Raw genomic sequence first — 22,914 nt, forward strand, 5'->3', positions numbered from 1 at the left:
TCAAGGATATTCCTAAATTAAATTTTTGTCTAACCTTAGATCTTTTGGTATTGCATCAATATTGTCAAAGAACGTTTTCTTATATCTTCTTTCTTCAAATAGTCGGGAACTTAATCCCTTTCTATCCCACTCCCCTTAGCGGAAAGCGGCTGCAAAGATAAACAATTTTATTTCCCTTTTCCAAAATATTATTGAACTTTTTTTGAAGTTTTTTACGCTAAGCTGAAAACCAATTAAATAAAATCTAATCAGCCCTCTTTTAACCAAAAAAAACAGTAAAATTCAATATCCTAATTTCAGTCTTAGGCGCCCCTTAACCTTCTTAAGAAGCGGCTGCAAAAGTAGAGGTTCTTATCGGGGTTTCCAAATGTTATTTGCTTTTATTTATCTTAAAAAATGTCAATCCACAATGAATCAATCTAAAGCAACATGCATTATAGTTCTTGAAGAATCAAAACATCGTATTTTGATTCTTGATTTAGCAAACATCAGGAAAATGGAATTAAATTTGCACATGTAAAAATCAGCACTATTTTCCTTTAAAAAAAGCAGCTCTTTAATAACAATAGATCGTAAGACTTTTCGCGAGACATTCGGGATTAGATGTTTTCGCCCCCGTCCCCTAGGGGGGAGATGCAAGTGAGTTTTTTATTATCAGCTGATTGAATAGCACGGCCATAGGTTTGTAAACGTTTGACGATTAAAATCATAGAAGAAGCTAAAGACCTATTATAATAATGAAAGCAACTAAATACATAAAAATAATATTCCTGTTCGCAACAGGAATATTTCTCATTTTATCATCCTGTAAAAAAGACGATGAAATAAATCCCGGTAATATAGAAGAAATACCATCAGGCATATTAAATATCAACCAATTTATTTCCTACTATATGAATCTGGCGTACTTTTGGAATAAGGAGATGCCTGATATAGATTACAAAACCGAACCCGATCCGGAAAAATACTTTTACAAGCTTCTTAAGGAGCCGGATGACAGATGGTCGTTCATTACTGATAACATCACCGAACTTGAAAACTACCTCCAGGGCATAGCAAAAAGCAAAGGCTACTCAATAGCTCCTTACTATTTTAAGGAAGGCTCCAACCAGGTAGTAGCTTTTGTTCAGTTTGTTTATCGTGACTCGCCTGCCGAACAGGCAGGACTAAAAAGAGGCGACATGTTTTATAAAATCAATGGGCAAACTATTACCGATATTAACTATCAGCAATTGTTGTCGCTTGATGATGTAACCCTTACAATGGGGCAAATTATTGATGGAGACATTGTAAAACTTGATCCTGAAGTAAACATCTCTGCTGTTGAAAATTTCAGTTCCCACCCGATATTATCGACCAGTATCATTGAGGCCAGCGGTTTAAAAATTGGCTATCTGGCCTACGGATCATTCATCAACAACTTCGATACAGCGATAGTAAATACATTCAGTAGATTTCATGAAGCAGGAGTTGATGAACTGATTCTGGATCTTAGGTACAATGGTGGAGGTCATGTGGGATCTGCCGTCACCCTTGCGAGTTTAATTGGATCTGCTGATCTGGCTGACGAGACATTTATATTTGAAAGATGGAATTCGAACCTTTCAAGTTTCAATGATGCAGTTAAGTTTGAAGAACAAGGTTTTAACTTAGGATTAAATCGCCTCTTTGTTTTGACTACTGACAGAACAGCTTCAGCCAGTGAAATGGTTATTTATGGTCTTGAACCATACATTGACATCATTCAGGTTGGGGAAAACACATATGGTAAATATTATGGATCAGTAATCATTTCTGACAACAATCAAAACCCTCATATGCGAAGGCACAATTGGGCCATTCAACCAATCGTGTTTCGTGCAGAAAACATTAAAAACAACATCAACTACCAGCAAGGCTTACCACCAACATTTACAATCGATGACGACATGTATGCCGTCCATCTTTTTGACGAAGGCGCTCAACTTGGTGAAAAAGAGGAGTTTTTTATTGCCAACGTTTTGTCCATCATTGAAACCGGTAGTCCAATTTTATCTGATGCGGAGTTAAAACGATCAAGTCTCAGATCATCGAAAGCAGTTAAACTTAAAGACATTCTGAGTACCTATCATGGATTAATGATTTCAGAACGGACTTCGGGTGATTTTTAATAAAAGCTCATAGAGCCTCAGGCTTTGATAGGCACCGGGTTCCGAGGACTATGAATCGTTCAAGTCTTTAGCGTTATAATTTATCCTTTATTTTTCTAAAGAATTTGGATGCAAAAATAAAATCATTCAACTCCTTATTGTCGCTTTGAAAAATATCCTGACTGCTTCCTTCCCAATATTTTTCGCCATTAAAAATAAATATGATGTGTTCACCTATACCCAAAACGGAATTCATATCATGTGTATTTACGATGGTAGTCATGTTATATTCCTTAGTAATTTCCTGAATCAGTTCATCAATTACAATGGCCGTTTTTGGATCCAATCCGGAATTGGGTTCATCACAAAATAAATATCTTGGGTTAAGCGCAATGGCACGGGCAATGGCAACTCGCTTCTGCATTCCTCCACTGATCTCGGAAGGATATAGGTGATTCACATTTTCAAGATTAACCCTCTTCAGGCAGAAATTGGCTCTCTCACGACGCTCATCCAGCTTTTGTTTTGTAAACATATCAAGAGGAAAACGTACGTTTTCCTCAACGGTTAACGAGTCAAACAGAGCCGATCCCTGAAACAGCATCCCCATCTCCTGTCGAACTTTTATGCGATCCTTATCGGGCATTCGTGTAAAATCTCTGTCATCATATAAAATATCACCCGAATCTACTTCATGCAAACCTACCAACGACTTCAGAAAAACAGTTTTACCCGAACCACTTTGACCAATGATCAGGTTGGTTTGCCCTGGTTTAAAAACTGCTGATACATCCTTTAATATTGTCTTACCATCAAAGGATTTTATAATGTTTCGTGCTTCAATCATGCCAATAAAAGCTGCGTTAAAATCAGATTAAATAATAGGATCTGGATGCTGCTTATAACAACAGCACGGGTGCTTGATCGTCCCACTTCAAGAGATCCGCCTGTTGAATAATACCCCCAATAACCAGCAATGGTTGTGATAAGAAATGCAAAAACCACCGACTTAATTAAGGAATAGGTAATGTAAAACGGTATAAACATATATTGTATCCCGTAAATAAATTCATCTGAGGGTACAACCCCCGTTGTTGTTCCAGCTGTCCATCCCCCAATAATTCCAACTCCCATGCTGATGATAACCAAAAAAGGAATCATTATAATCAAAGCCATCACCTTTGGTAAAACAAGGTATCCGGCTGAATTTATTCCCATCACATCAAGCACATCAATCTGTTCGGTAACACGCATGGTTCCAATTTCTGATGCTATATGAGAGCCAACTTTTCCGGCCAGAATTAAACTGACAATGGTGCTTGAAAACTCCAATATAATGGAGTCGCGGGCAGCCAGACCAATCGCGTATTTCGGGATGATTGGCAAATCGATGTTATAGGCTGTTTGAAGTGTTATGACAGCACCCATAAAAAAAGAGATAATCACCACAATGCCCACTGAACTCAAACCCAAAACATCCATTTCACGCACGATCTGCTTAAAAAAAATACGATGTTTCACAGGCCTGCCAAAAACCTGTTTCACAAACATTGCGTAACGTCCTATATGAAATAAAAAACTCATAATTACTTTACTAAAATTTAAAAGCACGATACAGATGATCGTATGCAAAACTAATTGCGAATAACTAATGTGCTGAATAACCTGCCATAACGCATCATATTTCCAGTCAGCACACAAAAAGAAAATCTAAATATAGTCAGAAGTTTTAAAAAAAGACAAATGGTTGCTATTTTTGAAGAATGGTACGAATTTTATGAGTATATATTCTGCTCAACATGGTATGTTATTCTAAAAAAAAAGGAGGCTTGTTGAAATATTAAAAAACACTCCGTATTTTAATATATAACATCACATTTTCATAACCTTACATACGCGCTAATAGAATTTAAGCCACTGAGACTATTACTTTAAAAGGATTCATAGAAATATATAACATATAAACATCATTAAAATGGATAAAAACACATATTGCATCATCATGGCCGGAGGCGTCGGTAGTCGATTTTGGCCATTGAGTAAAAGTTCAACACCCAAGCAATTTCTTGATATTCTGGGAACCGGAAAAAGTTTGATTCGACAGACCTTTGAAAGATTCCTGCCATTATGCCCAGTGGAAAACTTCCTTGTTGTAACAAGCAATGAGTACAAAAGCAAAGTACTTGAACAGGTACCAGAATTAACCGAAGATCAGGTGTTGCTTGAACCGTTCAGAAGAAATACTGCTCCATGCATTGCATACGCAAATGCATGGATAAGATCAAAAAACAAAGATGCAAACATTGTTGTAACGCCTGCCGATCACCTGATCCTTAACGAGAACAAATTTATTGATTCCATAAAAAAAGGGGTTGAGTTCGTGGACAATCAGGATGTACTATTAACATTGGGCATTAAACCACATCGGCCGGAAACGGGCTACGGATATATTCAGGTTGGAGATGAGAACAACACAGAATTTAAAAATTTCAGTAAAGTAAAAACCTTCACTGAAAAACCAGACTTAGAACTTGCAAAAGTATTTTTTGAAAGCGGAGAATTCTTTTGGAACAGCGGCATATTTATATGGTCGCTATCGTCAATTGATCAGGCTTTTTCTGACCATCTAAATGATGTACACAAGCTTTTTGCCAAGCTTGATGAACACATCGGGGCAAAAAACGAACCAGAGATCATCAACAGAACCTATGCCGAATGCAAAAACATATCTATTGACTATGGTGTAATGGAAAAAGCAACCAATGTGTATGTACAGACAGTTGATTTCGGTTGGTCTGATCTTGGAACCTGGTCGTCTCTTTATGAATACTCACCCCAGGATAAGAATGACAATGCTGTTATTTGCGGTAAAGCACTATTATATGATACCCAAAATAGTATTGTAAACGTTCCAAAGGATAAAGTTGCAGTGATTCAAGGACTCAATGATTATATAGTTGTAGATTCCTCAGATGCAATATTGATTTGCCCTAAAGACAATGAACAACAAATAAGACAATTTACTACAGATATAAAAACTGAATTCGGAGATTCCAGTTTATAAAAAAAGGGGTTGTCGCATGACAACCCCCTTATTATTTTTTCAACTCAGAGAAAACATTATTTAAAAAACTCACTCCTACCATTCCCAAAGATCATGCTCGAAGGTGAATATTTCATCACGAATTCTTTGAGATTCCAGGATTGCTTCAATACCTACAGCATACTCTTCAATGCTGCGATTTTGATGAACGTTTGACTCCTGAACAATGTAACTGCTGAAATACCTTTTGATAAAGATGTCATCAAAAGAGCGACGCTGGGCATCATTAATGGGATTGAACACCTCGTGACGAGCAAACAGATCTCTCGCTTCAGGGAAGTTTATCCAGAAAGTCTGACGACGAACAACTTCTCCAGCTTCATTAACCTCTTCTCTGATTGGGCAAAGTCCTAAGATGCGCACGTCCATCCGGCTATAGTTCTTATCGAAAAACCACACTTCTTTTACCATAACCTGTCTTACCTCATCGTACCGAACGTCTCTTGTAACTTCCATCTCCACATATGTATCGGTATCCGGATTATACACCTCTGTAAGCTCAGTGGTAGCCCCCATGACTTCATTCACCTCATTAATTCCAATTCTCACGCGAAATTCATCATCGGTAGTACTATATGCTGGTAGACCTTCATACTGAATACCATGCATTAAGAGACCAACCAAGCTATAACGGTCATCTGCAGGAGCAATGGGATAATATAGGGGCAGATTGATTTTTTCACGTAAATCAATGATTCGCCATATTCTTTTAGACCAGATAATGTCCGCCTCTCTAATAGATGGATAAGGAATTGGTCTTTTGTTTGTAATGTGTTCCTTTTCGAAAATATTATCTACCGGTCTGCCATCTCTCTGGCTGAAAGACTCTGCAGGCAGAATCAATAAACCGAAAATAAATACACTTACTAGAAGAAATACCTGTTTTCTCATGGTTGTATGTTTTAGTAATTCTAAAGTTTTTTCAATCTTATATAGTTAATCTATCGTTAGAGTAATGGAACTTAAGTTCCGTGTTCTTCCATCAGGCCCAACAGCACGAATGTCATCAATAATGATACGTTGTCCTCTTGTGGCAGCTCTAATTAAGTCCTTTTGCTCTTCAGTAAACATGTTATTGCTCGAACGTTGGTCTACCATAAAACCTCTTTGAACGGTAGAAACACGGAATTGAGTTACCCGGAATGTAAGGTCAAAATCAAAATTCTCCATATCCGCAACAATTCCCATCTGAGCAAGAAGCACCTGCCTAGCAATGGCTCCCTCACTAACTCCACCGACTTTTGCAACCGGGTTAGGCACTCTGTTAATCCTGAAATTACGACTTCCTAGATTTTGCATTCTCCCGTTAATTTCAGTGGTAACTGTTACAACAGCTTCTCTACCTGCAGAGCCGGCATTGGGTTGCACTATGTATTCATTTCCACGTCGCGTATATGTTGCATTAGAGATGTTGACCCTCAATCTTTCAGAAGGAACTCCCGGTGCAGATATCTCAACAGGATTTTCTACCCCTTCGTAAAACACATTCATTTTGGTTGGTGACACCACTACGTTTGGCTCCATCACATGAAACTGACCTCCTACCTGCTGTGGTGTAGTCCAGCCTTCAGGACCCATTATGGATATCTCAGCCTGCCATGAGTTGTCCCCCAATCTGGATGCCGGGATTTCAAGAATTCCACGTCCATCAGCAGTCCTGAGTTCCTGTCCGTTAAAGATAACTCGCGGTGGAAACTCATCATCATATGCGGCCATCATAATTTCAGCCCGATAAGTATCACCTCTCATAACATGTTGCGAACTTGGAATCACCAAAGGCCCAATTTTATTAAATCTGAAGGTTCCTTCATCAACCCTCATAAACAAATGACGAACTACATCAGCTTCCATATTACGCACATCAGCCTGAATCTGGCTTAACATAGCCATTGATCCGGCCATTGGAACATAATAAAACTTTGAATCCTCCCAACTTCTTTGAACTCCTTCCCGAGGTTCGGGATCGGCTGTAGAAAGATTGGTATTAATACGGGCAATTAAAGCTGTATCTCCTTCAACAAGGCTTGATAATAGCTCTCTATAATCATTTATATGGTTTTTAAGAGTATCACTTCGACGGCGTCCTGATGGTTCTGATAACAGTAGCTGACCTACAACACTGGTGTTGTTCTTCGATTTATAATTTTCCACTGTATAGCTTGGACCATCAGCTGTATGCACCAGTAAAAGTTTGATTCCCTGAATATAGTCAACTAGGAAATCGGCTTTTTCCCTCACCTGTAAAGCTTCCTCATAAAACTCTTCTACTCTTGGATTTAAAAGGGCTCCTTCTGCAAATTGTCTATATAGCTCTTCATTCTTAGCTTCCACAGACTCCTTAGCTTGCAGAATACTTCTATCTACCAGAATAAAAGCATTTAATAATTCTGCTGAAACATTTAACGCAAGCATCGCAGTAAGAAAGAGATACATCATCCCAATCATCTTTTGCCGCGGTGTTTCAGGACAGTTTCCTCCAGCCATAATTCAAAGTTCTTTAATATCTTGTGATTAAGGTTATCCTACTTATTACCACCTACGCTCATTGCGCTCAACATGTTTCCGTAAATGGAGTTAAGGTCGCCTAACGTTTTGGTTAAATTTGCTACTTCCTGCTTATATGCAGCTGTGTCAGAAACCGATTGGCTCATGTGTTGAGAAATATCTCCAAGGCTTTTTGTTAATTGTTGAGATGACTGAACCTGATCGTTAATACTGGATAATTGCAATTCATAAGCAGAGTTAATGGCTGCCAATTTTTGATTGGCAGAAGCCAACCCTTCAGTGTATTTTGCACCATCGCCGGAAACTTTCTCAACCTGCGTGGTCATAGACTCTCCAAGAGCCTGATATGATTGTACCAGTTTATCGCCACTCTCTTTCAAAACATCAACAAATGACTCTCCGGTAGCTGTTAATTTCTGAGAAAACTGTGTTCCAGATGATGAAACCGATTGAGCAGTATTTACAAAAGAACTGGCTAAAGATTCTGCTGATTCTCCAAGTTTTGAAGACACACCGGCAAAACTGCCAACGCTGTCTGATGCTGATTTCATAGCTTGTAAGTATGCCTCAGTTGCCATACTTGCTTCGCTAAGATTTGAAAGACTACTTGCAGTTTGAGATAGTTTCTTTATCCCTTCACTAAGCTTTTCAACAGTTGAAACGTCCAAATGACCTCCCTGTATAAGAGCTGCAAGTTCGCTTCCTCCACCACCTCCTACTGCAACTCCACCACCTCCGGCATTCAGACTCACTTTTGATTCGCGGGGTTCAAGACCAACAAGTTCGGGGTAAACCAAGCTCCAATCGGGCATCTCATGTGGGGGTTCGAAAGCAGAAAGAAAAAATATTAATGCCTCTGTACCTAGTCCTGCCATCAACATATAGTCAGCTCCAGGCCAGTGCAAAATCTTCCATAACGCTCCCAAAATCACTACTGCTGCACCGATTCCGTATGTCTTAGCCATTATTTTTTTATAGGCCGGACTTCCAAAAAAACCACTTCCACTCATTTTTCTCTTTATTATCGTGGGTTAATACTTAAAGCTCAAACTAGTTACCAATATAATCTCTTACACAACGGAATCCAATATAGGATTTCGCAGAATCCTGATATTCGTATGTACGAGTACTGTTCTGAAGAAAGAAACCAATGTCTTTCCAGGATCCACCTCTCACTACCTTACGTTTCATCACATGATGATCTCCGGGCAATGCATTATATTTATAAGTAGGGCTCATGTCGTGCATGAAACTGTATGAAGATTCATCAAAAGCACTTGAAGTCCACTCCGCAACATTCCCTGCCATGTCATATAATCCGAAATCGTTTGGAGCAAAGGACCCTACCTGCATGGTATACATTCCTCCGTCATCACCATAGCGTCCACGCAGAGGTTTGAAGTTCGCAAGGAAACATCCCTGATCATTCCTGGTATAGAGTCCACCCCATGGATAGGTGTTGCTGTTTAACCCACCGCGAGCAGCATATTCCCATTCGGCCTCACTTGGTAAACGGTACTGCATAACTTCAGGCTGGCCTTTTGAACGCAGGAAGTTATTCAGTAATTGAGTTCTCCATATACAGAAGGCAGTAGCCTGCTTCCAGTCAACTCCAACTACAGGGTATTCATCAAATCCGGGATGCCAGAAATACATTTCGGTCATTGGCTCATTGAAAGAGTAGGTAAAATCGGCAATCCATACCAAGGTATCAGGATATACATTTACTCTGTCCTTCATGATAAACGCTGAACGATCTGCAATCTCAATCCGCTCTCCAAATTGATTGTACACTTCGCCCTCATAGGAGTTGGTTTCGAAGTTAAACCTGTTGGATCTTCTGGCCGCCTGTTGTAGGTCAACCCATTCATATTCGTAATTCAACAATCTGGTATCGATCTCTTTTCTTCTAAAGAATCTTTCATTCTCAGGTAGAAACAGATCTTCCAATATTTCGGCATATTCTTCGTTGTTCCAATTCAATCTGGTACGCCAGTTAATGAAAGGCGGTTCTATGATGTTACCAAAACGATCTTCGGTAATTAAAAACTCATCAAATTGTTCACCCAACATTGAACGTGCAATACTGTCTCGAACCCAGTATACAAACTGACGATATTCAGTATTTGTAATTTCTGTTTCATCCATCCAAAATGAGGGAACAGAAACTGTTCTGACTTCAGTGGTCAACGACCCGGTTATGTCCTGATCATTTAACCCCATGTTGAAGCTTCCCTGAGGAATAAACAGCATTCCATAAGGTTCAGGTTCATAGAACGAAGCACGTCGTGGAACCCCAACAAGCTCACCATTACCGGATCTACCGCATCCGCTTAAAATCGTGAGTACAATGATACAAAGGGCAAGTACTTTCTTCATAGTTTTCGGATATTCTTAAACTGTTCTGTTAATTTCATACTCTCATGTTATAAAAAACGTACACTTCTATATCGTTTTTCTCTCCTGTTAAGAGATAGATCAAATGTGTATCCAACCATAATTTCGTGGCTTCCGCCACTTCCGGCCCGGCTAAGTTTTGATGTGGTTATATCGTAACTGTAACCTATTTTTAGACCGTTTTGTAATTCCACTCCTCCCAATAAAACAACCGCATCTTGTATTCTGTATGACAATCCGCCCCAATATCGCTCCCTGAAAATCATATTCATGTTTAAATCCAACTGCCATGAATTACTGGAATTCTTCAGGAAAAAAGAGGGCTTTAAAGTAACCGGAACTTCATACAAAGTGTGGCTATATCCAGCTGTAAAATAAAAAGAACGTGGTGTATATACGTTTAACTCTTCATTAAAGTTTGGTTTTGGCTCAAATAAATGCAAAATTGACAATCCTGCATATATGTTTCCATCTTCATACCATACGCCAACCCCTGAATCAAAAGCTGTTCCGTTATACTCAATCTGATCAATTGAGGGATCTTCATCAGAATGGTAATCACTGGAGGTTCCTGTCCTGACTTTTGTCCCATCAAAAACCTGATTAAACAATCCAATTGTTAACCCAACTCCGATTCTGCCATCTCCAACAAAATATCTTTGTGCGATACTTCCATTAATGGTAATATTTCGAAAAAACCCGATTTCATCATTCATAACAACCAAACCTACACCCCCGGGATTTCCAAAAAAATTATTTATCGCCATATCTGCCCCTACAACCGTTGTTCGCGGAGCACCTTCTAAACCCACCCATTGATGCCTGTCAACAGCCACCAAATTGATCTGTCCGGAATGTCCTGCAAAGCCAGGATTTACCACCAACGGGTTAAACATATTCTGGCTAAACTGTGGATCACTTTGACTATAAGCCAAAGGAGTTATGCAAAATAACACAAAAAAAACAAAACTGACAGAACAAAATGATCGAAAAAGGAAAAAAAACATTCCATCCCCGGATATGGTATCCGGCTTTTTCAAATCTAAGTTGCACTTAAACCTCTGTTTTATTTTTTTTCTGAACCATGACCTCATATACTACATTCGGGCTTCAAAGGTTTCATTTTTTTATTACTTTTAGTTTTTTTCAGAGCATCATATCACTCTGTCCTTCTGTGCTTTTAAGGTATAATCTCCACCATTTTTCGGGAAACTCCTTTTTTAACGCCCGACGGTAATCGTCATAATAACACGAGACTATTTTTTGATTCACCTCCATCCACCATCTGTTATTATTCAGATTTCGATAAAACTTTATTCCTTCTTCAAACTCATCAAATTGAACAACATAACATTTATAAGCGTCCACGGAACATGCCGGAAAATCATATACACGACCGCAGTAACCATCAATAAAATGCCAAATAAGTTCTGCGCCTAGTATGCTGTTTGCCCCCTCTGTGTCAGCAGGCATTTCAAATAACCCGACTACTTTTAACCGGTCGCTATAACCTGCATACCTCATTATTCGGCAAGCCTCATATGGCTCGCATCCATGCGGAGACATTTTTTTGTCATGAAACTGTGGCTGATCTCTTATCACACGAAAGTCCATGCTGAAAAAATCAGAGTCACGTAAAATGGCCTCACATTTTTCAATTCCATCGCCTCTTATTTCCGCCAGACGAACTATATCAAAGAACTTACTTGTTATTATTTGTTCCTGTGATGGTGATACCAGATAATTCTGGACACCAAAAACAGTTAAATCTTCAGGTATAATCTCCGCTTGCTGCAATAAAAAACTGATCCAGCTCCTGGAAGTAAAATCCTCTCCTTTTGCATCGGCATCTATAAGTGCATCGGCTATGGCAATAGAGCACTCACTTTCCTTACTCAATGCTTTATAAACCGACCATGAAAGATCCTGTGTCCCACCCAAAATCAATACGACCGATCCTTTTGACCGCAAAAAGTCAACAGCCTCTTCCAGTGCATGATACCTGTCGTTCAATGTATTGCCACGGATATTACCCAGATCAGCAATGCTCACTTCAGATTCGAAACCCCTCAGCGAATAAAGCCAAGAACGGATTTCATCCGGACTGTTTTTACTGGATAAATTATCGGCTCCATTTCTTGATTCCGGCACTCCCATCAAAATCAGATCATACTCGAAATCTTTAAACCACTCCTTTTTTCCGTTGAAAAAAGAGACCTGCTCCTTTAGCGATTCCTGTATATCTATACCCGGAATTGCTGCAGAAGTAAAATTACAAGGTTCAAAATAATGGAATATCTCCACGATTAATGTTTTAAAAACCTATTTCTTTGCAGCACTTTTTTTCGCCTTGGTGCTTTTTGATGCAGTAGTGTTCTTCCCACTTGCGGTTGTTTTCTTTTTGGTTGTGGCTTTTTTTGTTGCGGGAGCTTTCTTCCCACCGTCCTCAACCAGTTTCAAACACTCTTCAAGGGTTAATTTCTCTGCATCTTTTTCTTTGGGGATTTTGAAATTTTTGCCTTTATAGCCTATATATGGTCCCCAACGACCATTCAATATTTGCAGGTCCGGCTCTTCTTCAAACGACTTAATTATTTTTTTATTGTCTCGCTCCCTCTTTTCTTCAATCAGCTCGATGGCTCGTTGGAGTGAAATTTCCATGGGATCATCCACGCCTTTCTTCAAAGAGGCGAATTTTCCATCATGCCTGACATAGGGCCCAAACCGGCCAATGCCAACTACAACCTTCTTTTCCTCATAAAGTCCGAGATCTCTAGGCAATTCAAACAGCTTAAGGGCCTCTTCAAGTGTGATGGTTTCTATGCTCTGTTCCCGTGTTAAAGAAGCAAAGGCAGGTTTTTCATCTTCAGCCTCTGTATCCCCCAATTGAGCCATTGGCCCATAACGGCCAATTCTTACAATGACCGGCTTTCCGGTTTTGGGATCAGTTCCCAGAACCCTTTCACCCGTATTGCGTTCAGATTTTTCAAGTGTTTCTTCCACCTGATTATGGAATGGTTGATAAAACTGATCTATTGCTTTAGTCCATTGAACATCACCAACTGCTATCTGGTCGAACTCCTTTTCAACTTTTGCAGTAAACTCATAGTCCACAATATTTGGGAAATATTTAACCAGGAAATCATTCACCACCATACCAATATCAGTAGGGAATAATTTAGATCGTTCAGCTCCGGCATTTTCTGTTTTAACGCTTTTCTTCACCTCACCTCCTTCGAGTTGAACTAACCGGTATTTTCTGGGGTTCCCGGGTCGATCCTCTTTCACCACATACCCCCTTTGCTGAATCGTACTGATGGTTGGGGCATAAGTAGACGGACGACCGATTCCTTGCTCTTCAAGTTTACGAACCAGAGCAGCTTCTGAGTATCTCGGAGGTTTTTGAGTCCATCGCTCCCTAGCTTCCATAGCCATAAGACCCAAAACATCCTGTTCCTTTAAAGGAGGCAGAAACCCCGGTGCTTCCTCATCTTCCTTTTCAACATCGGAGGATTCTATATACATTTTCAGAAAACCATCAAAAAGAATCACCTCACCAGATGCATGAAACTTATATGTTGAACCTGAAACAGTAATATTGACATTGGTTCTTTCGATTCGTGCATCACTCATCTGACTGGCCAGAGTACGCTTATAAATCAAATCGTAGAGTTTCTGTTCGGCAGCCGTTCCGGACACGGAATCCTTGTCGATGTATGTTGGACGAATGGCTTCGTGAGCCTCCTGGGCTCCTTTGCTTTTTGTTTTGAATTGACGGGTTTGCACATACTTTTCACCCATATCTGATTTAATCTTCTGAACCGCAGCAGAAACTGCTGTATCGGCCAGATTAACCGAATCGGTTCTCATATAGGTGATTTTTCCTGCTTCATAAAGTCGCTGCGCCACCGACATGGTTTGACCGACTGAGAAGCCCAGTTTTCTGGAAGCCTCCTGCTGAAGCGTTGATGTGGTAAATGGCGCTGCCGGACTTTTGGTAAACGGCTTTCGTGTTACCTGCTCGACCGTAAACTGACCGTTCTTACAATGGGTGAGAAACTGAAAAGCCTCCTCTTCGGTCTTAAACCTGTGATTTAATTCTGCCCTTAACTCGTGCTTTTTGCCATCCTCATCGGTAACAAAGAATCTGGCAACGACTCTGAACGCTGAATCTGCGTTAAAAGCATTAATTTCCCTTTCACGCTCCACAAGCAAACGAACCGCAACAGATTGTACTCGACCTGCCGACAACGATGGCTTTACCTTTTTCCACAGTACTGGTGAAAGTTCAAAACCTACCAACCGATCGAGAACCCGTCTGGCCTGCTGAGCATCTACCAGATTGATATCGATTGGACGAGGGTTTTTAATGGCTTTTAGAATCGCTTCTTTGGTAATTTCGTGAAACACGATCCTTTTGGTTTGTGCCGGTGTAAGTCCGAGCACCTCATAAAGGTGCCAGGCGATGGCTTCTCCTTCGCGGTCTTCATCGGAAGCGAGCCATACCGTCTCAGATTGTTGTACCAAAGATATAAGCTCTTTTACAACATCCTTTTTATCTGAAGATATTACATACTGGGGTTGGTAATTATTTGAAACATCAACTCCAAAATCTTTCTTTGCCAAATCTCGGATGTGTCCGTAACTTGATTTTACCAAAAAATCTTTCCCCAGAAACTTTTCAATGGTTTTTGCTTTTGCAGGTGACTCAACTATCACCAGGTTTAAAGCCTTCTCTTTCGCTTTTTGCGTCATTTAAATAATCTTAATCAATTATTACTTTTACCTGAGGATGAAAACAGATGATACGACTCTGCAGTGCAGGCAAATAAACCGGAGGGATCAATCAAGTATATAAATCTTAACCCATTAAAAGAAATGATGCATTTAACAGAAATCATCTGAAAACCCATTCATGTTTCAGTTTAATTCCGTTTGAATTAAACGTTTTTGATGGTCAAAAATCCCTCCTACTTATTAAATATTCTGCCATTTCTACCCGCATTTCATGAACGCATCCCTTCACTTTAGGCAAAATAACATATTTAATAACAAGCGGCAAATTTATAAAATATTGTTTTATACGATCAAATGTTTAAGAACATCTTAATGATATTTCTGAGTTCTTTGCAAAATCAGAGTCTCTGGAGATGAACATTCATCTTATGAATAATGTTTTGGATAAACTGTTCTGTTTTAATAAAGTATTAAGGTAAGGACTACATTCTAATGGCCAAAAATCATTCAGTTTATTAACCACGTAGGTGGTTAATAAAAAGTTTTTAAGATTTGCGAGTAATCATCTTCAACTTAAATAAAGACCAGAATATAGTGTAATAAACATCTCCTTTATCATAAAATCAAATAGTTACATATTTTTTTTTGAGCTATTCGATACATAATTGATTGGATTAAGTATGAAAATGATTATTTTTGAAAAAAACTGAGATTTTGAAGAAAGGCACAGTTATAAAATCCACCGGCAGCTGGTATCTTGTAAAAGAAAATGACGGAGAACCTATTCCCTGTCGCATCAAGGGCAAATTCCGGTTAGACGACCTTAAAAGTACCAACCCGGTTGCCGTTGGCGACAAGGTATCTTTTGAAACCGACCCTGGCACCGGAAACGGTGTGATCGCTGAAATTGCACCTCGAAAAAACTTCATTATCCGCAAAGCCACAAATCTTTCTAAACAAAGTCAGATTTTAGCTGCTAATATAGATCAGGCTATATTACTGGTTACCATTAACTATCCCATAACCACTACCATATTTATTGATCGTTTTTTGACTTCTGCCGAGGCTTTTAACATTCCTGTAACGCTTCTTTTTAATAAGGTAGACAGGTACGATGAGAAACACCTGCGGCAGATGAAAGAGCTTAAAGTGATCTATGAAAATATTGGGTACAAAACCATGGCTCTTTCCGCCAAAACTCAGGACGATTTAAGTGAGGTAAAAGCACTTCTGACGGACAAGACAACAATGATAAGCGGTCATTCAGGGGTTGGTAAAAGCACCCTGATCAACAGACTTGAGCCGGGACTAAATCTCAAAACCCGTGAACTATCGGAATCACACCATACCGGTAAGCACACCACCACTTTTGCCGAAATGCATCCTTTCTCATTCGGGGGGTATGTAATAGACACACCGGGAATCAGAGGTTTCGGGCTAATCATGATCGAAAAAGAAGAGCTGTATCACTACTTCAGGGAGATTTTTGCCGTTTCCCATAAATGCCAATTCCACAATTGCACACATTTACACGAACCGGGTTGCGCAGTTAAAAAAGCTGTTGAAGAAGAGGAAATAGCATTTTCGAGATATAATAGTTACATAAGTATTTTACTTAACAAAGATGAGAAATACAGATAAGAAACGATTAATATACAGAACACTCCAATAATGAAGAAATCCACGATTATTGCATTTCTGAGCATTTTAGTTCTGACAGGAATAAATATTTACATTATTTTCTCCCTGCCGGCTGGAGTAAGCACCTCATCATTTCTTGAGAACTCCTATTTTGCAGGCTTTATATCTCTCCTTATCATTATTCTTGTTGTAACATTCTATTATATCCACATCAAGGATCACAACATTGAAAAGTCGAGGATACAACAATCTGAACAGGCTCTGAGCAAAGTGCTTCAATATTTACCAACCGGCATCATTCTTCTGGACAATAACCAGCGCATCAGGGAAGTAAATAAGGCAGCCGTTAAACTTTTTGAGTTGGAAGATTCTGATATAATTAAGGGATCTCAGATTGATGAAGAGATTCTGTTCAGCAGATTTCACATTCGGGAGAAAAAGTCTGTATCGTCTAATGGTACCCGCTATGTATTAACCGATAACGACAACAATGAGAGAATTATTTATAACGAAAAAATTGCATTTTTTCTGCAATCAGAAAAATATGTCATCAAATTTTATCACGAACTCACTCCCTTCATTCAAAATAGTGAATCTTCACTGAGTCCTCAGCAAACAGAATTCATTGCCAACATCAGCCATGACCTCAGAACCCCTCTAAACGGAATTATTGGCATGACAGACCTTTTGCTGAGTTCACCTCAATTGGCCGGTCAGGAAAAAGAGATGACTACCGTAGCCAAGCGATCAGCAGAAACCTTACTTTCTTTGATCAACGATATTCTGGATTTCAGCAAACTGGAAGCCGGAAAATTTGAGATTGAATCCATATCATTTAACCTCATGGAAGAGGTAAATCTCGCCATAAAAGATTTATCTTCTTTTGCAAGAGATAAAAAAATCACCATTGTTACCCGGCTAAACAACCTGCTGCCTGAAGATTTTATTGGCGACCCCATACGCATCAGACAGGTAATGAATAACTTGCTTAACAATGCCATAAAATTCACCCCACATGGGCGAATAGAGATATCTGCTCACCGCACCAAGACAGTGCATGGCAATCCTGCGATTCTCATGAGTATTAAGGATACTGGAATTGGGATTAAACCTGACAAAATCAAACATATATTTGAACCTTTTGCACAGGCCGACAAATCATCTGCCAGGCAGTTTGGTGGTACTGGACTTGGAACAACCATTTGTAAACAACTCATTCAGTTGATGGGGGGCGAAATTTGGGCACAAAGTCCATCGGGCATTTCCGAATATCCGAATCAGCCGGGAACCGAGATCTGCTTTACCCTGCCTCTTAAGACAAAACGCTATCAAAAATCACTGGATTTTTCAATGATCCATTCATTTACCCAGATAAAAGCTCTGGTTGTAACAGATAATCAGCTGCACGTGCAAGTATTATCGCGAAATTTAATTTCAATGGGTGTTGATTTTAAACTTGAACCTCCTACCAATGATACGGTTAATCATTTAAAGCAAAATAAATCATATCATCTTATAATAATAGATCACCGATTTGATCTTAACGGTTTGGATTTTCTGCACGAGCTTCATAACCAACACCTTCACAAGGAATTCTTCATCATCATCCAGAGTAGTGATTTGCATACATCAAATACCAGCCTGGCCAGGAGACTTGGTGCCGATATATATTTACGAAAACCTATTCCGATTTTTACACTTAAAAGAATTCTCACTCAAAATTTTCCCTCCATATCCGAAAGGGAGAAACGAGAGCCACTCTCCATCCCCGAAGAGTTTAACATCATGATTGTTGATGACAATCGGCTGAACCAGAGAATGACCGTTAACATATTATCAAAACTGGGATATGAAGCGACTGTGGCTCCTTCAGCGGCAGAATCGGTTGATTTGATGAAAAACAAAAAAATTCATTTGGTTTTGTTGGATGCATTTCAGCCTGAAGAGAAAATGACTGATTTAATCAGCCGTTTAAAAACAACTAATGCCAAATGTCCCATCATTGTTATGATGCTGGAGAAAGATATGAACAAAGAGTTTATGAGCAGACTCACACAAGCGGGTGCTTCCGACTTCCTGCCAAAACCAATTCACTTCGATCTGGTTTATCAAACCATACAAAGATGGGGATATAATTAATAAAGTTGATAAATGGAGATTTATAATAAAAAAAGATGGTGGAAATTTATGTTGTTTGTAGGGGCTGCAGCCATCAGTCTTTTTTCTTTACTATATACCAACAGATTAACTTCTGAACTCAAACAGGAGGAACAGATCAAAATAGAATTATGGGCCGAAGCCAACAGGCTTCTGGCCATTGATGCTTCACCCGGCGAAACCATGTCGCTTATTGTTGAAATATTGCGACACAATACAACCGTTCCTGTGATTGTGACAACCGATGAAGATGAAATCATCTTCCATCGCAATGTGTCTCTCCCAAGAAACAATCAGGAACAACATTTACGGCAAGTTCTTGAGAAGATGAAAAGATACCGTGACCCTTTTCCTGTAAAACTTGCTGAAGACGAATTTCAGTATATCTATTTTCACGATTCAATACTACTTAGGAAATTGCAATGGTTTCCCATTGTTCAGTTGATTATTGTCTTTGTTTTTATGCTGGTGGCTTATGTTGCCTTCAGCGTTGCACGTAAACTTGAACAGGATCAGGTTTGGGTAGGAATGGCCAGAGAGACAGCACATCAATTGGGAACTCCAACAACATCTCTGCTGGGATGGATGGATGTATTAACAATGAAAAATACCGATCCGGAACTGATTAAAGAGATGCACTTTGACATACAACGTTTGCAAACCATTACCAGTCGTTTCTCAAAAATTGGATCCAAACCCGATCTGAAACAAGAAAACATTATTGAGGTAATTGAATCAATGGTGTCATACCTGAGAAAAAGGAGTTCCTCCCTGGTCTCATTTACGGTAGTTCATTCGGTTAAAAACCCACTGATACCTCTTAGCAAACCCCTTTTTGAATGGGTTGTTGAAAATTTATGCAAAAATGCCATTGATGCGATGGAAGGGGAAGGACAAATATCAATTCTCATCAGATCGCATAAGGATTCGATATTCATTGACATATCAGACACCGGTCGGGGAATGAGCAGGCAAACACAAAAAACAGCCTTTAAACCAGGCTATTCAACCAAATCGCGAGGTTGGGGACTGGGATTAACATTAAGTCACAGAATAATTGAACATTATCACAAAGGAAAAATCAGCATACTAAGTTCAGTTCCTAACAAAGGAACCACGTTCAGAGTTGTTTTACCTTCAGAAGTCTGAAGTGAAAAATTATTTATCATCTCTTTTTCTGATGATTAAAGGCATAAGGAATCACTCTGCTTGTCAAAATGGGAAAATAAAAACAGTTTTTTTTTCGGATAGAATGATATTTTTATAACTTTGCACAGTTTTTACGGAGGGTATTGTGAAAAAGATCAAGGAATACAATATTGGTTTTAAAGGACTTAAAAACGGTTTACACACGTTTAAGTACACTGTTAACAAGGACTTTTTCGCACTTTTTGAAAGTGCCCTTTATGAAAACGGCAATTCAGAGGTAACAGTTAATCTGACAAAGAGCGAACAAATGCTGATTCTGGACTTTGACATCAATGGAACCATTGAGTCAGTATGCGATCATTGCCTGGAGGAAGTCAACATGCCAATCAATTGTCAGTCAAGACTATATGTCAACTTTGGAGAAGAGTACGATGAACCATCGGAAGAGATCATCATCCTTCCGCATGCAGAGCATGAAATCAATGTGGCCAGATTCATTTATGATGTAATTGCCACCTCGTTGCCAATTAAGCATGTACATGGTCTTGACCAAAAAGGTAAAAGCACCTGTAACCCTGAAATGGTTAATAAATTATCGGAATACCTGGTAGATCAGGAACCCGGAGCTGATGATTCCGAAGAAGAGATTGACCCAAGGTGGGACGAATTGAAGAAATTATTAGATAAAAACAAGTAAAGAGGTTGAAAAATGGCACATCCTAAAAGAAAAACATCGAAGACCAGAAGAGACAAGAGAAGAACTCATTATAAAGCAGAAATGCCTGCTTTAGGTGTATGTTCAAACTGTGGCTCAGCTGTTAAACTGCACACCGTTTGTGGAGAGTGTGGATATTACAGAGGCAAATTAGCTGTAGAGAAAGAAGTTACAGCATAACAACATCAAAAATATCATGATTTAAGGCTGTCATTTTTAAGACAGCCTTTTTGTGTTTGTCGCCATCAGAGCTTGTGCACCAACAGAAAACACTGGAAAAAACCAATATCAGTTGTACACCAGACATCTTTTTGTAATTTTGTATACAGCAGAACAGATTTTCATGCCGGGAATGATTTGTCACTCCCGCTTATATTTTCAAACTAAAATTATTTATCGGGTAGGACTAACAGGTATTGGCGGGTAGCTGTTTGAATATTTGTGAATTAAACCTCACAACTCCTCCTTTAATCAATGCATTGAAAATGACAAAACAGAAAGCTGTGATCACTGCCATTGGCGGGTACGCTCCGGACTACATTCTCAACAACGAAGAGTTGAGTAAAATGGTTGACACTTCCAACGAATGGATCATGACCAGGGTTGGAATTAAAGAAAGGCACATTCTCAAAGGCGAAGGAAAAGGAACCTCTGATATGGCTGTTGAAGCCATAAAACAAATCTTTGACAAATCCGGCACAAAACCTGAAGAGATCGATATGGTGATTTGTGCAACCACCACACCCGATCATATATTCCCGGCCACCGCCAATATCATTTCCGACAAATTAAACATCAGGAATGCCCATAGCTTCGATCTGAATGCCGGTTGCTCCGGATTCTTGTACGCACTCGACACCGGTTCTAAATTCATTGAAGCGGGAGCAAAAAAGAAGGTACTCGTGGTAGGTGCCGATAAAATGAGTTCCATTGTTGACTACACAGACAGAACGACTTGCGTCCTTTTTGGAGATGCAGCAGGTGTAGTCCTTCTGGAGCCATCTTCTGACGAAACAGGTATCATTGATAGCATTTTACAGAGTGATGGTTTCGGACGAGCATATCTTCACATGAAGGCAGGGGGATCGGTTAATCCACCTTCTCATGAAACCATCGACAACAAAGAACACTTTGTTTTTCAGGATGGGAAGCATGTTTTTAAACATGCCGTTTCCAATATGGCCGATGTTTCTGTGGAAATGATGAAAAAACACAGCATCGCTCCAGAAGATCTGGCATGGTTAGTTCCCCATCAGGCAAATCTCCGCATTATTGATGCCACAGCTCAACGCATGGGTATTGACAAACAAAAGGTAATGATCAACATCGAAAGGTATGGAAATACCACCTCCGCCACCATTCCCATGTGCCTATACGAATGGGAAAAACAGCTAAAAAAGGGAGACAACATCATCCTGGCAGCTTTTGGAGCCGGATTTACCTGGGGGTCTCTTTACCTGAAATGGGGATATGACACAAATGAAATGTGAAACAGTTCATCATATATGGTAGCAAAAGACCCGCATTAGGTTTTCTAGGTCGGGTAAACCAGATCCTATTTATCTCGCTGGTATTGTTATTGGGTTTTATCATGCTTTTCAGTGTGGCCATAGGCATTCTTGAGCTACCATTCAAACTAATTGTTTACCCCCTTTCAATGTGGCTTGTGCTTTTGTTGCTTTCAACAGGCTTTAATTTTTATTTGAAGAAAGTCATGATCCCAATTGGCATTCTTGAGATAGAGGAAAAAACGATGAAAAAGTCTATTGGTGATTACTCCCGCATTTTCAGATATTCAGATATTGAGAAAATATCCACAAAAAGCCACCTGAAAGGATGGCTTTTTCTGGACTCCAATAAGACCATCATCGTTACCATTTCTACCAAAGCCAAAGAGAATATATCTTTTGTAATCAAAAACAATTCTGAAAATCAACCACAAATTACCTTTGAAGAGATTATAAAATCTATACGTACAACAAAGTAATTGAGTTTACACATTGGCTATTTAAGAGTAAATATTGAATCGCCAGCGATTTAGTCGATATTAGATTCATGGCAACAAAGAAATTCGAGCCATCGTGAGAAAACTCGATAACTTAGCGGCTATTCCTTCTCTGCCAGATAAAAAAATAACCACTTTCAGTTTTTTGAACGAAGCAAAATATTTGATATTCCAGGCTTATAAAAAACTAAACTTCCGGATGGGAGTGATAGATATATTAAATTAAATGAAACTTTATACTAAAATCCATGTATACATATGTGAAATATAATGTAAATTTGCAAAGCTAAATTTACACATACACATCTTGACTTCATCGCCCATTAAAGCATATTCTCACATTTACTCAAAGCCCATTTGTATATACATGTTCTGG

The 22,914-nt window shown here is 39.3% G+C and carries 18 protein-coding genes; 9 read left to right on the forward strand and 9 right to left on the reverse strand.

All coding sequences use genetic code 11. The features are described from left to right. The first annotated feature begins 737 nt into the window (after window positions 1-737). On the forward strand, window positions 738-2,150 hold the full coding sequence (locus B5X70_RS12095) for a S41 family peptidase (protein WP_079558168.1): 1,413 nt from the start codon (window positions 738-740) through the stop codon (window positions 2,148-2,150). Window positions 2,151-2,223: 73 nt separating this feature from the next. On the opposite strand, the gene B5X70_RS12100 is transcribed toward B5X70_RS12095, so the two are convergent. Both B5X70_RS12100 and B5X70_RS12105 read right to left on the reverse strand, forming a co-directional pair. Continuing rightward, complete coding sequence (locus B5X70_RS12100) at window positions 2,224-2,976, reverse strand: ABC transporter ATP-binding protein (protein ID WP_079558169.1); 753 nt, start codon at window positions 2,974-2,976, stop codon at window positions 2,224-2,226. Further along, window positions 2,973-3,713, reverse strand: coding sequence for an MlaE family ABC transporter permease (locus B5X70_RS12105; RefSeq protein ID WP_079558170.1), 741 nt, complete (start codon window positions 3,711-3,713; stop codon window positions 2,973-2,975). Before B5X70_RS12105 ends, B5X70_RS12100 begins: the two co-directional genes overlap by 4 nt. 391 nt (window positions 3,714-4,104) lie before the next feature. Between B5X70_RS12105 and B5X70_RS12110 the strand changes: the two genes are divergently transcribed. After that, on the forward strand, window positions 4,105-5,193 hold the full coding sequence (locus B5X70_RS12110) for a mannose-1-phosphate guanylyltransferase (RefSeq protein ID WP_079558171.1): 1,089 nt from the start codon (window positions 4,105-4,107) through the stop codon (window positions 5,191-5,193). 75 nt (window positions 5,194-5,268) lie between these two features. On the opposite strand, the gene porN is transcribed toward B5X70_RS12110, so the two are convergent. The 7 genes from porN to topA form a co-directional block, all read right to left on the reverse strand. Further along, window positions 5,269-6,123 (reverse strand): type IX secretion system ring subunit PorN/GldN, encoded by an 855-nt coding sequence (gene porN / locus B5X70_RS12115; protein ID WP_079558172.1) that lies wholly within the window; start codon window positions 6,121-6,123, stop codon window positions 5,269-5,271. Window positions 6,124-6,168: 45 nt separating this feature from the next. Further along, window positions 6,169-7,716, reverse strand: a complete 1,548-nt coding sequence (gene porM, locus B5X70_RS12120; RefSeq protein WP_079558173.1) for a type IX secretion system motor protein PorM/GldM — start codon at window positions 7,714-7,716, stop codon at window positions 6,169-6,171. Between the two features lie 38 nt (window positions 7,717-7,754). Next, a complete protein-coding gene (porL, locus tag B5X70_RS12125; RefSeq protein WP_079558174.1) occupies window positions 7,755-8,747 on the reverse strand; it encodes a type IX secretion system motor protein PorL/GldL in 993 nt (330 codons plus the stop codon). A 40-nt stretch (window positions 8,748-8,787) separates the two neighbouring features. After that, a complete protein-coding gene (gene porK, locus B5X70_RS12130) occupies window positions 8,788-10,116 on the reverse strand; it encodes a T9SS ring complex lipoprotein PorK/GldK (RefSeq protein WP_079558175.1) in 1,329 nt (442 codons plus the stop codon). Between the two features lie 47 nt (window positions 10,117-10,163). After that, window positions 10,164-11,141 carry a PorP/SprF family type IX secretion system membrane protein gene (locus B5X70_RS12135; protein ID WP_079558259.1) on the reverse strand — a complete coding sequence of 326 codons (978 nt, stop codon included), beginning with the start codon at window positions 11,139-11,141 and terminating at the stop codon, window positions 10,164-10,166. Between the two features lie 139 nt (window positions 11,142-11,280). Then, window positions 11,281-12,438, reverse strand: coding sequence for an arginase family protein (locus B5X70_RS12140; RefSeq protein WP_079558176.1), 1,158 nt, complete (start codon window positions 12,436-12,438; stop codon window positions 11,281-11,283). 18 nt (window positions 12,439-12,456) lie between these two features. Then, entirely contained in the window at window positions 12,457-14,889 is a 2,433-nt protein-coding gene (gene topA, locus B5X70_RS12145) for a type I DNA topoisomerase (protein WP_079558177.1), read from the reverse strand. A gap of 696 nt (window positions 14,890-15,585) precedes the next feature. On the opposite strand from topA, the gene rsgA reads away from it, so the two are divergent. The 7 genes from rsgA (at window position 15,586) to B5X70_RS12180 (ending at window position 22,520) form a co-directional block, all read left to right on the forward strand. Next, window positions 15,586-16,512, forward strand: coding sequence for a ribosome small subunit-dependent GTPase A (gene rsgA, locus B5X70_RS12150; protein ID WP_079558260.1), 927 nt, complete (start codon window positions 15,586-15,588; stop codon window positions 16,510-16,512). Window positions 16,513-16,542: 30 nt separating this feature from the next. Further along, entirely contained in the window at window positions 16,543-18,651 is a 2,109-nt protein-coding gene (locus B5X70_RS12155) for an ATP-binding protein (protein ID WP_079558178.1), read from the forward strand. A 12-nt stretch (window positions 18,652-18,663) separates the two neighbouring features. Continuing rightward, window positions 18,664-19,818 carry an ATP-binding protein gene (locus B5X70_RS12160; RefSeq protein WP_079558179.1) on the forward strand — a complete coding sequence of 385 codons (1,155 nt, stop codon included), beginning with the start codon at window positions 18,664-18,666 and terminating at the stop codon, window positions 19,816-19,818. 145 nt (window positions 19,819-19,963) lie between these two features. Next, window positions 19,964-20,515 (forward strand): YceD family protein, encoded by a 552-nt coding sequence (locus B5X70_RS12165; RefSeq protein WP_232468277.1) that lies wholly within the window; start codon window positions 19,964-19,966, stop codon window positions 20,513-20,515. Between the two features lie 12 nt (window positions 20,516-20,527). After that, the gene (gene rpmF / locus B5X70_RS12170) at window positions 20,528-20,713 is read left to right on the forward strand and encodes a 50S ribosomal protein L32 (RefSeq protein ID WP_079558181.1); all 186 of its coding nucleotides are present in this window, start codon (window positions 20,528-20,530) and stop codon (window positions 20,711-20,713) included. A 305-nt stretch (window positions 20,714-21,018) separates the two neighbouring features. Further along, window positions 21,019-22,023 carry a beta-ketoacyl-ACP synthase III gene (locus B5X70_RS12175; RefSeq protein ID WP_079558182.1) on the forward strand — a complete coding sequence of 335 codons (1,005 nt, stop codon included), beginning with the start codon at window positions 21,019-21,021 and terminating at the stop codon, window positions 22,021-22,023. Further along, window positions 22,020-22,520: a hypothetical protein gene (locus tag B5X70_RS12180; RefSeq protein ID WP_079558183.1), complete on the forward strand. Its 501-nt coding sequence runs from the start codon at window positions 22,020-22,022 to the stop codon at window positions 22,518-22,520. The genes B5X70_RS12175 and B5X70_RS12180 overlap by 4 nt, the downstream gene beginning before the upstream one ends. Window positions 22,521-22,914: the final 394 nt, after the last annotated feature.

The sequence above is a fragment of the Alkalitalea saponilacus genome, from assembly GCF_900168165.1.
Taxonomy (GTDB): Bacteria; Bacteroidota; Bacteroidia; order Bacteroidales; family Marinilabiliaceae; genus Natronoflexus; species Natronoflexus saponilacus.

Excerpts from the sequence above, each read along its gene's own strand:
- B5X70_RS12095 (WP_079558168.1), top strand. The coding sequence starts at position 738 with ATGAAAGCAACTAAATACATAAAAATAATATTCCTGTTCGCAACAGGA.
- B5X70_RS12100 (WP_079558169.1), bottom strand. The coding sequence starts at position 2,976 with ATGATTGAAGCACGAAACATTATAAAATCCTTTGATGGTAAGACAATA.
- B5X70_RS12105 (WP_079558170.1), bottom strand. The coding sequence starts at position 3,713 with ATGAGTTTTTTATTTCATATAGGACGTTACGCAATGTTTGTGAAACAG.
- B5X70_RS12110 (WP_079558171.1), top strand. The coding sequence starts at position 4,105 with ATGGATAAAAACACATATTGCATCATCATGGCCGGAGGCGTCGGTAGT.
- porN (WP_079558172.1), bottom strand. The coding sequence starts at position 6,123 with ATGAGAAAACAGGTATTTCTTCTAGTAAGTGTATTTATTTTCGGTTTA.
- porM (WP_079558173.1), bottom strand. The coding sequence starts at position 7,716 with ATGGCTGGAGGAAACTGTCCTGAAACACCGCGGCAAAAGATGATTGGG.
- porL (WP_079558174.1), bottom strand. The coding sequence starts at position 8,747 with ATGAGTGGAAGTGGTTTTTTTGGAAGTCCGGCCTATAAAAAAATAATG.
- porK (WP_079558175.1), bottom strand. The coding sequence starts at position 10,116 with ATGAAGAAAGTACTTGCCCTTTGTATCATTGTACTCACGATTTTAAGC.
- B5X70_RS12135 (WP_079558259.1), bottom strand. The coding sequence starts at position 11,141 with ATGTTTTTTTTCCTTTTTCGATCATTTTGTTCTGTCAGTTTTGTTTTT.
- topA (WP_079558177.1), bottom strand. The coding sequence starts at position 14,889 with ATGACGCAAAAAGCGAAAGAGAAGGCTTTAAACCTGGTGATAGTTGAG.
- B5X70_RS12155 (WP_079558178.1), top strand. The coding sequence starts at position 16,543 with ATGAAGAAATCCACGATTATTGCATTTCTGAGCATTTTAGTTCTGACA.
- B5X70_RS12160 (WP_079558179.1), top strand. The coding sequence starts at position 18,664 with ATGGAGATTTATAATAAAAAAAGATGGTGGAAATTTATGTTGTTTGTA.
- rpmF (WP_079558181.1), top strand. The coding sequence starts at position 20,528 with ATGGCACATCCTAAAAGAAAAACATCGAAGACCAGAAGAGACAAGAGA.
- B5X70_RS12175 (WP_079558182.1), top strand. The coding sequence starts at position 21,019 with ATGACAAAACAGAAAGCTGTGATCACTGCCATTGGCGGGTACGCTCCG.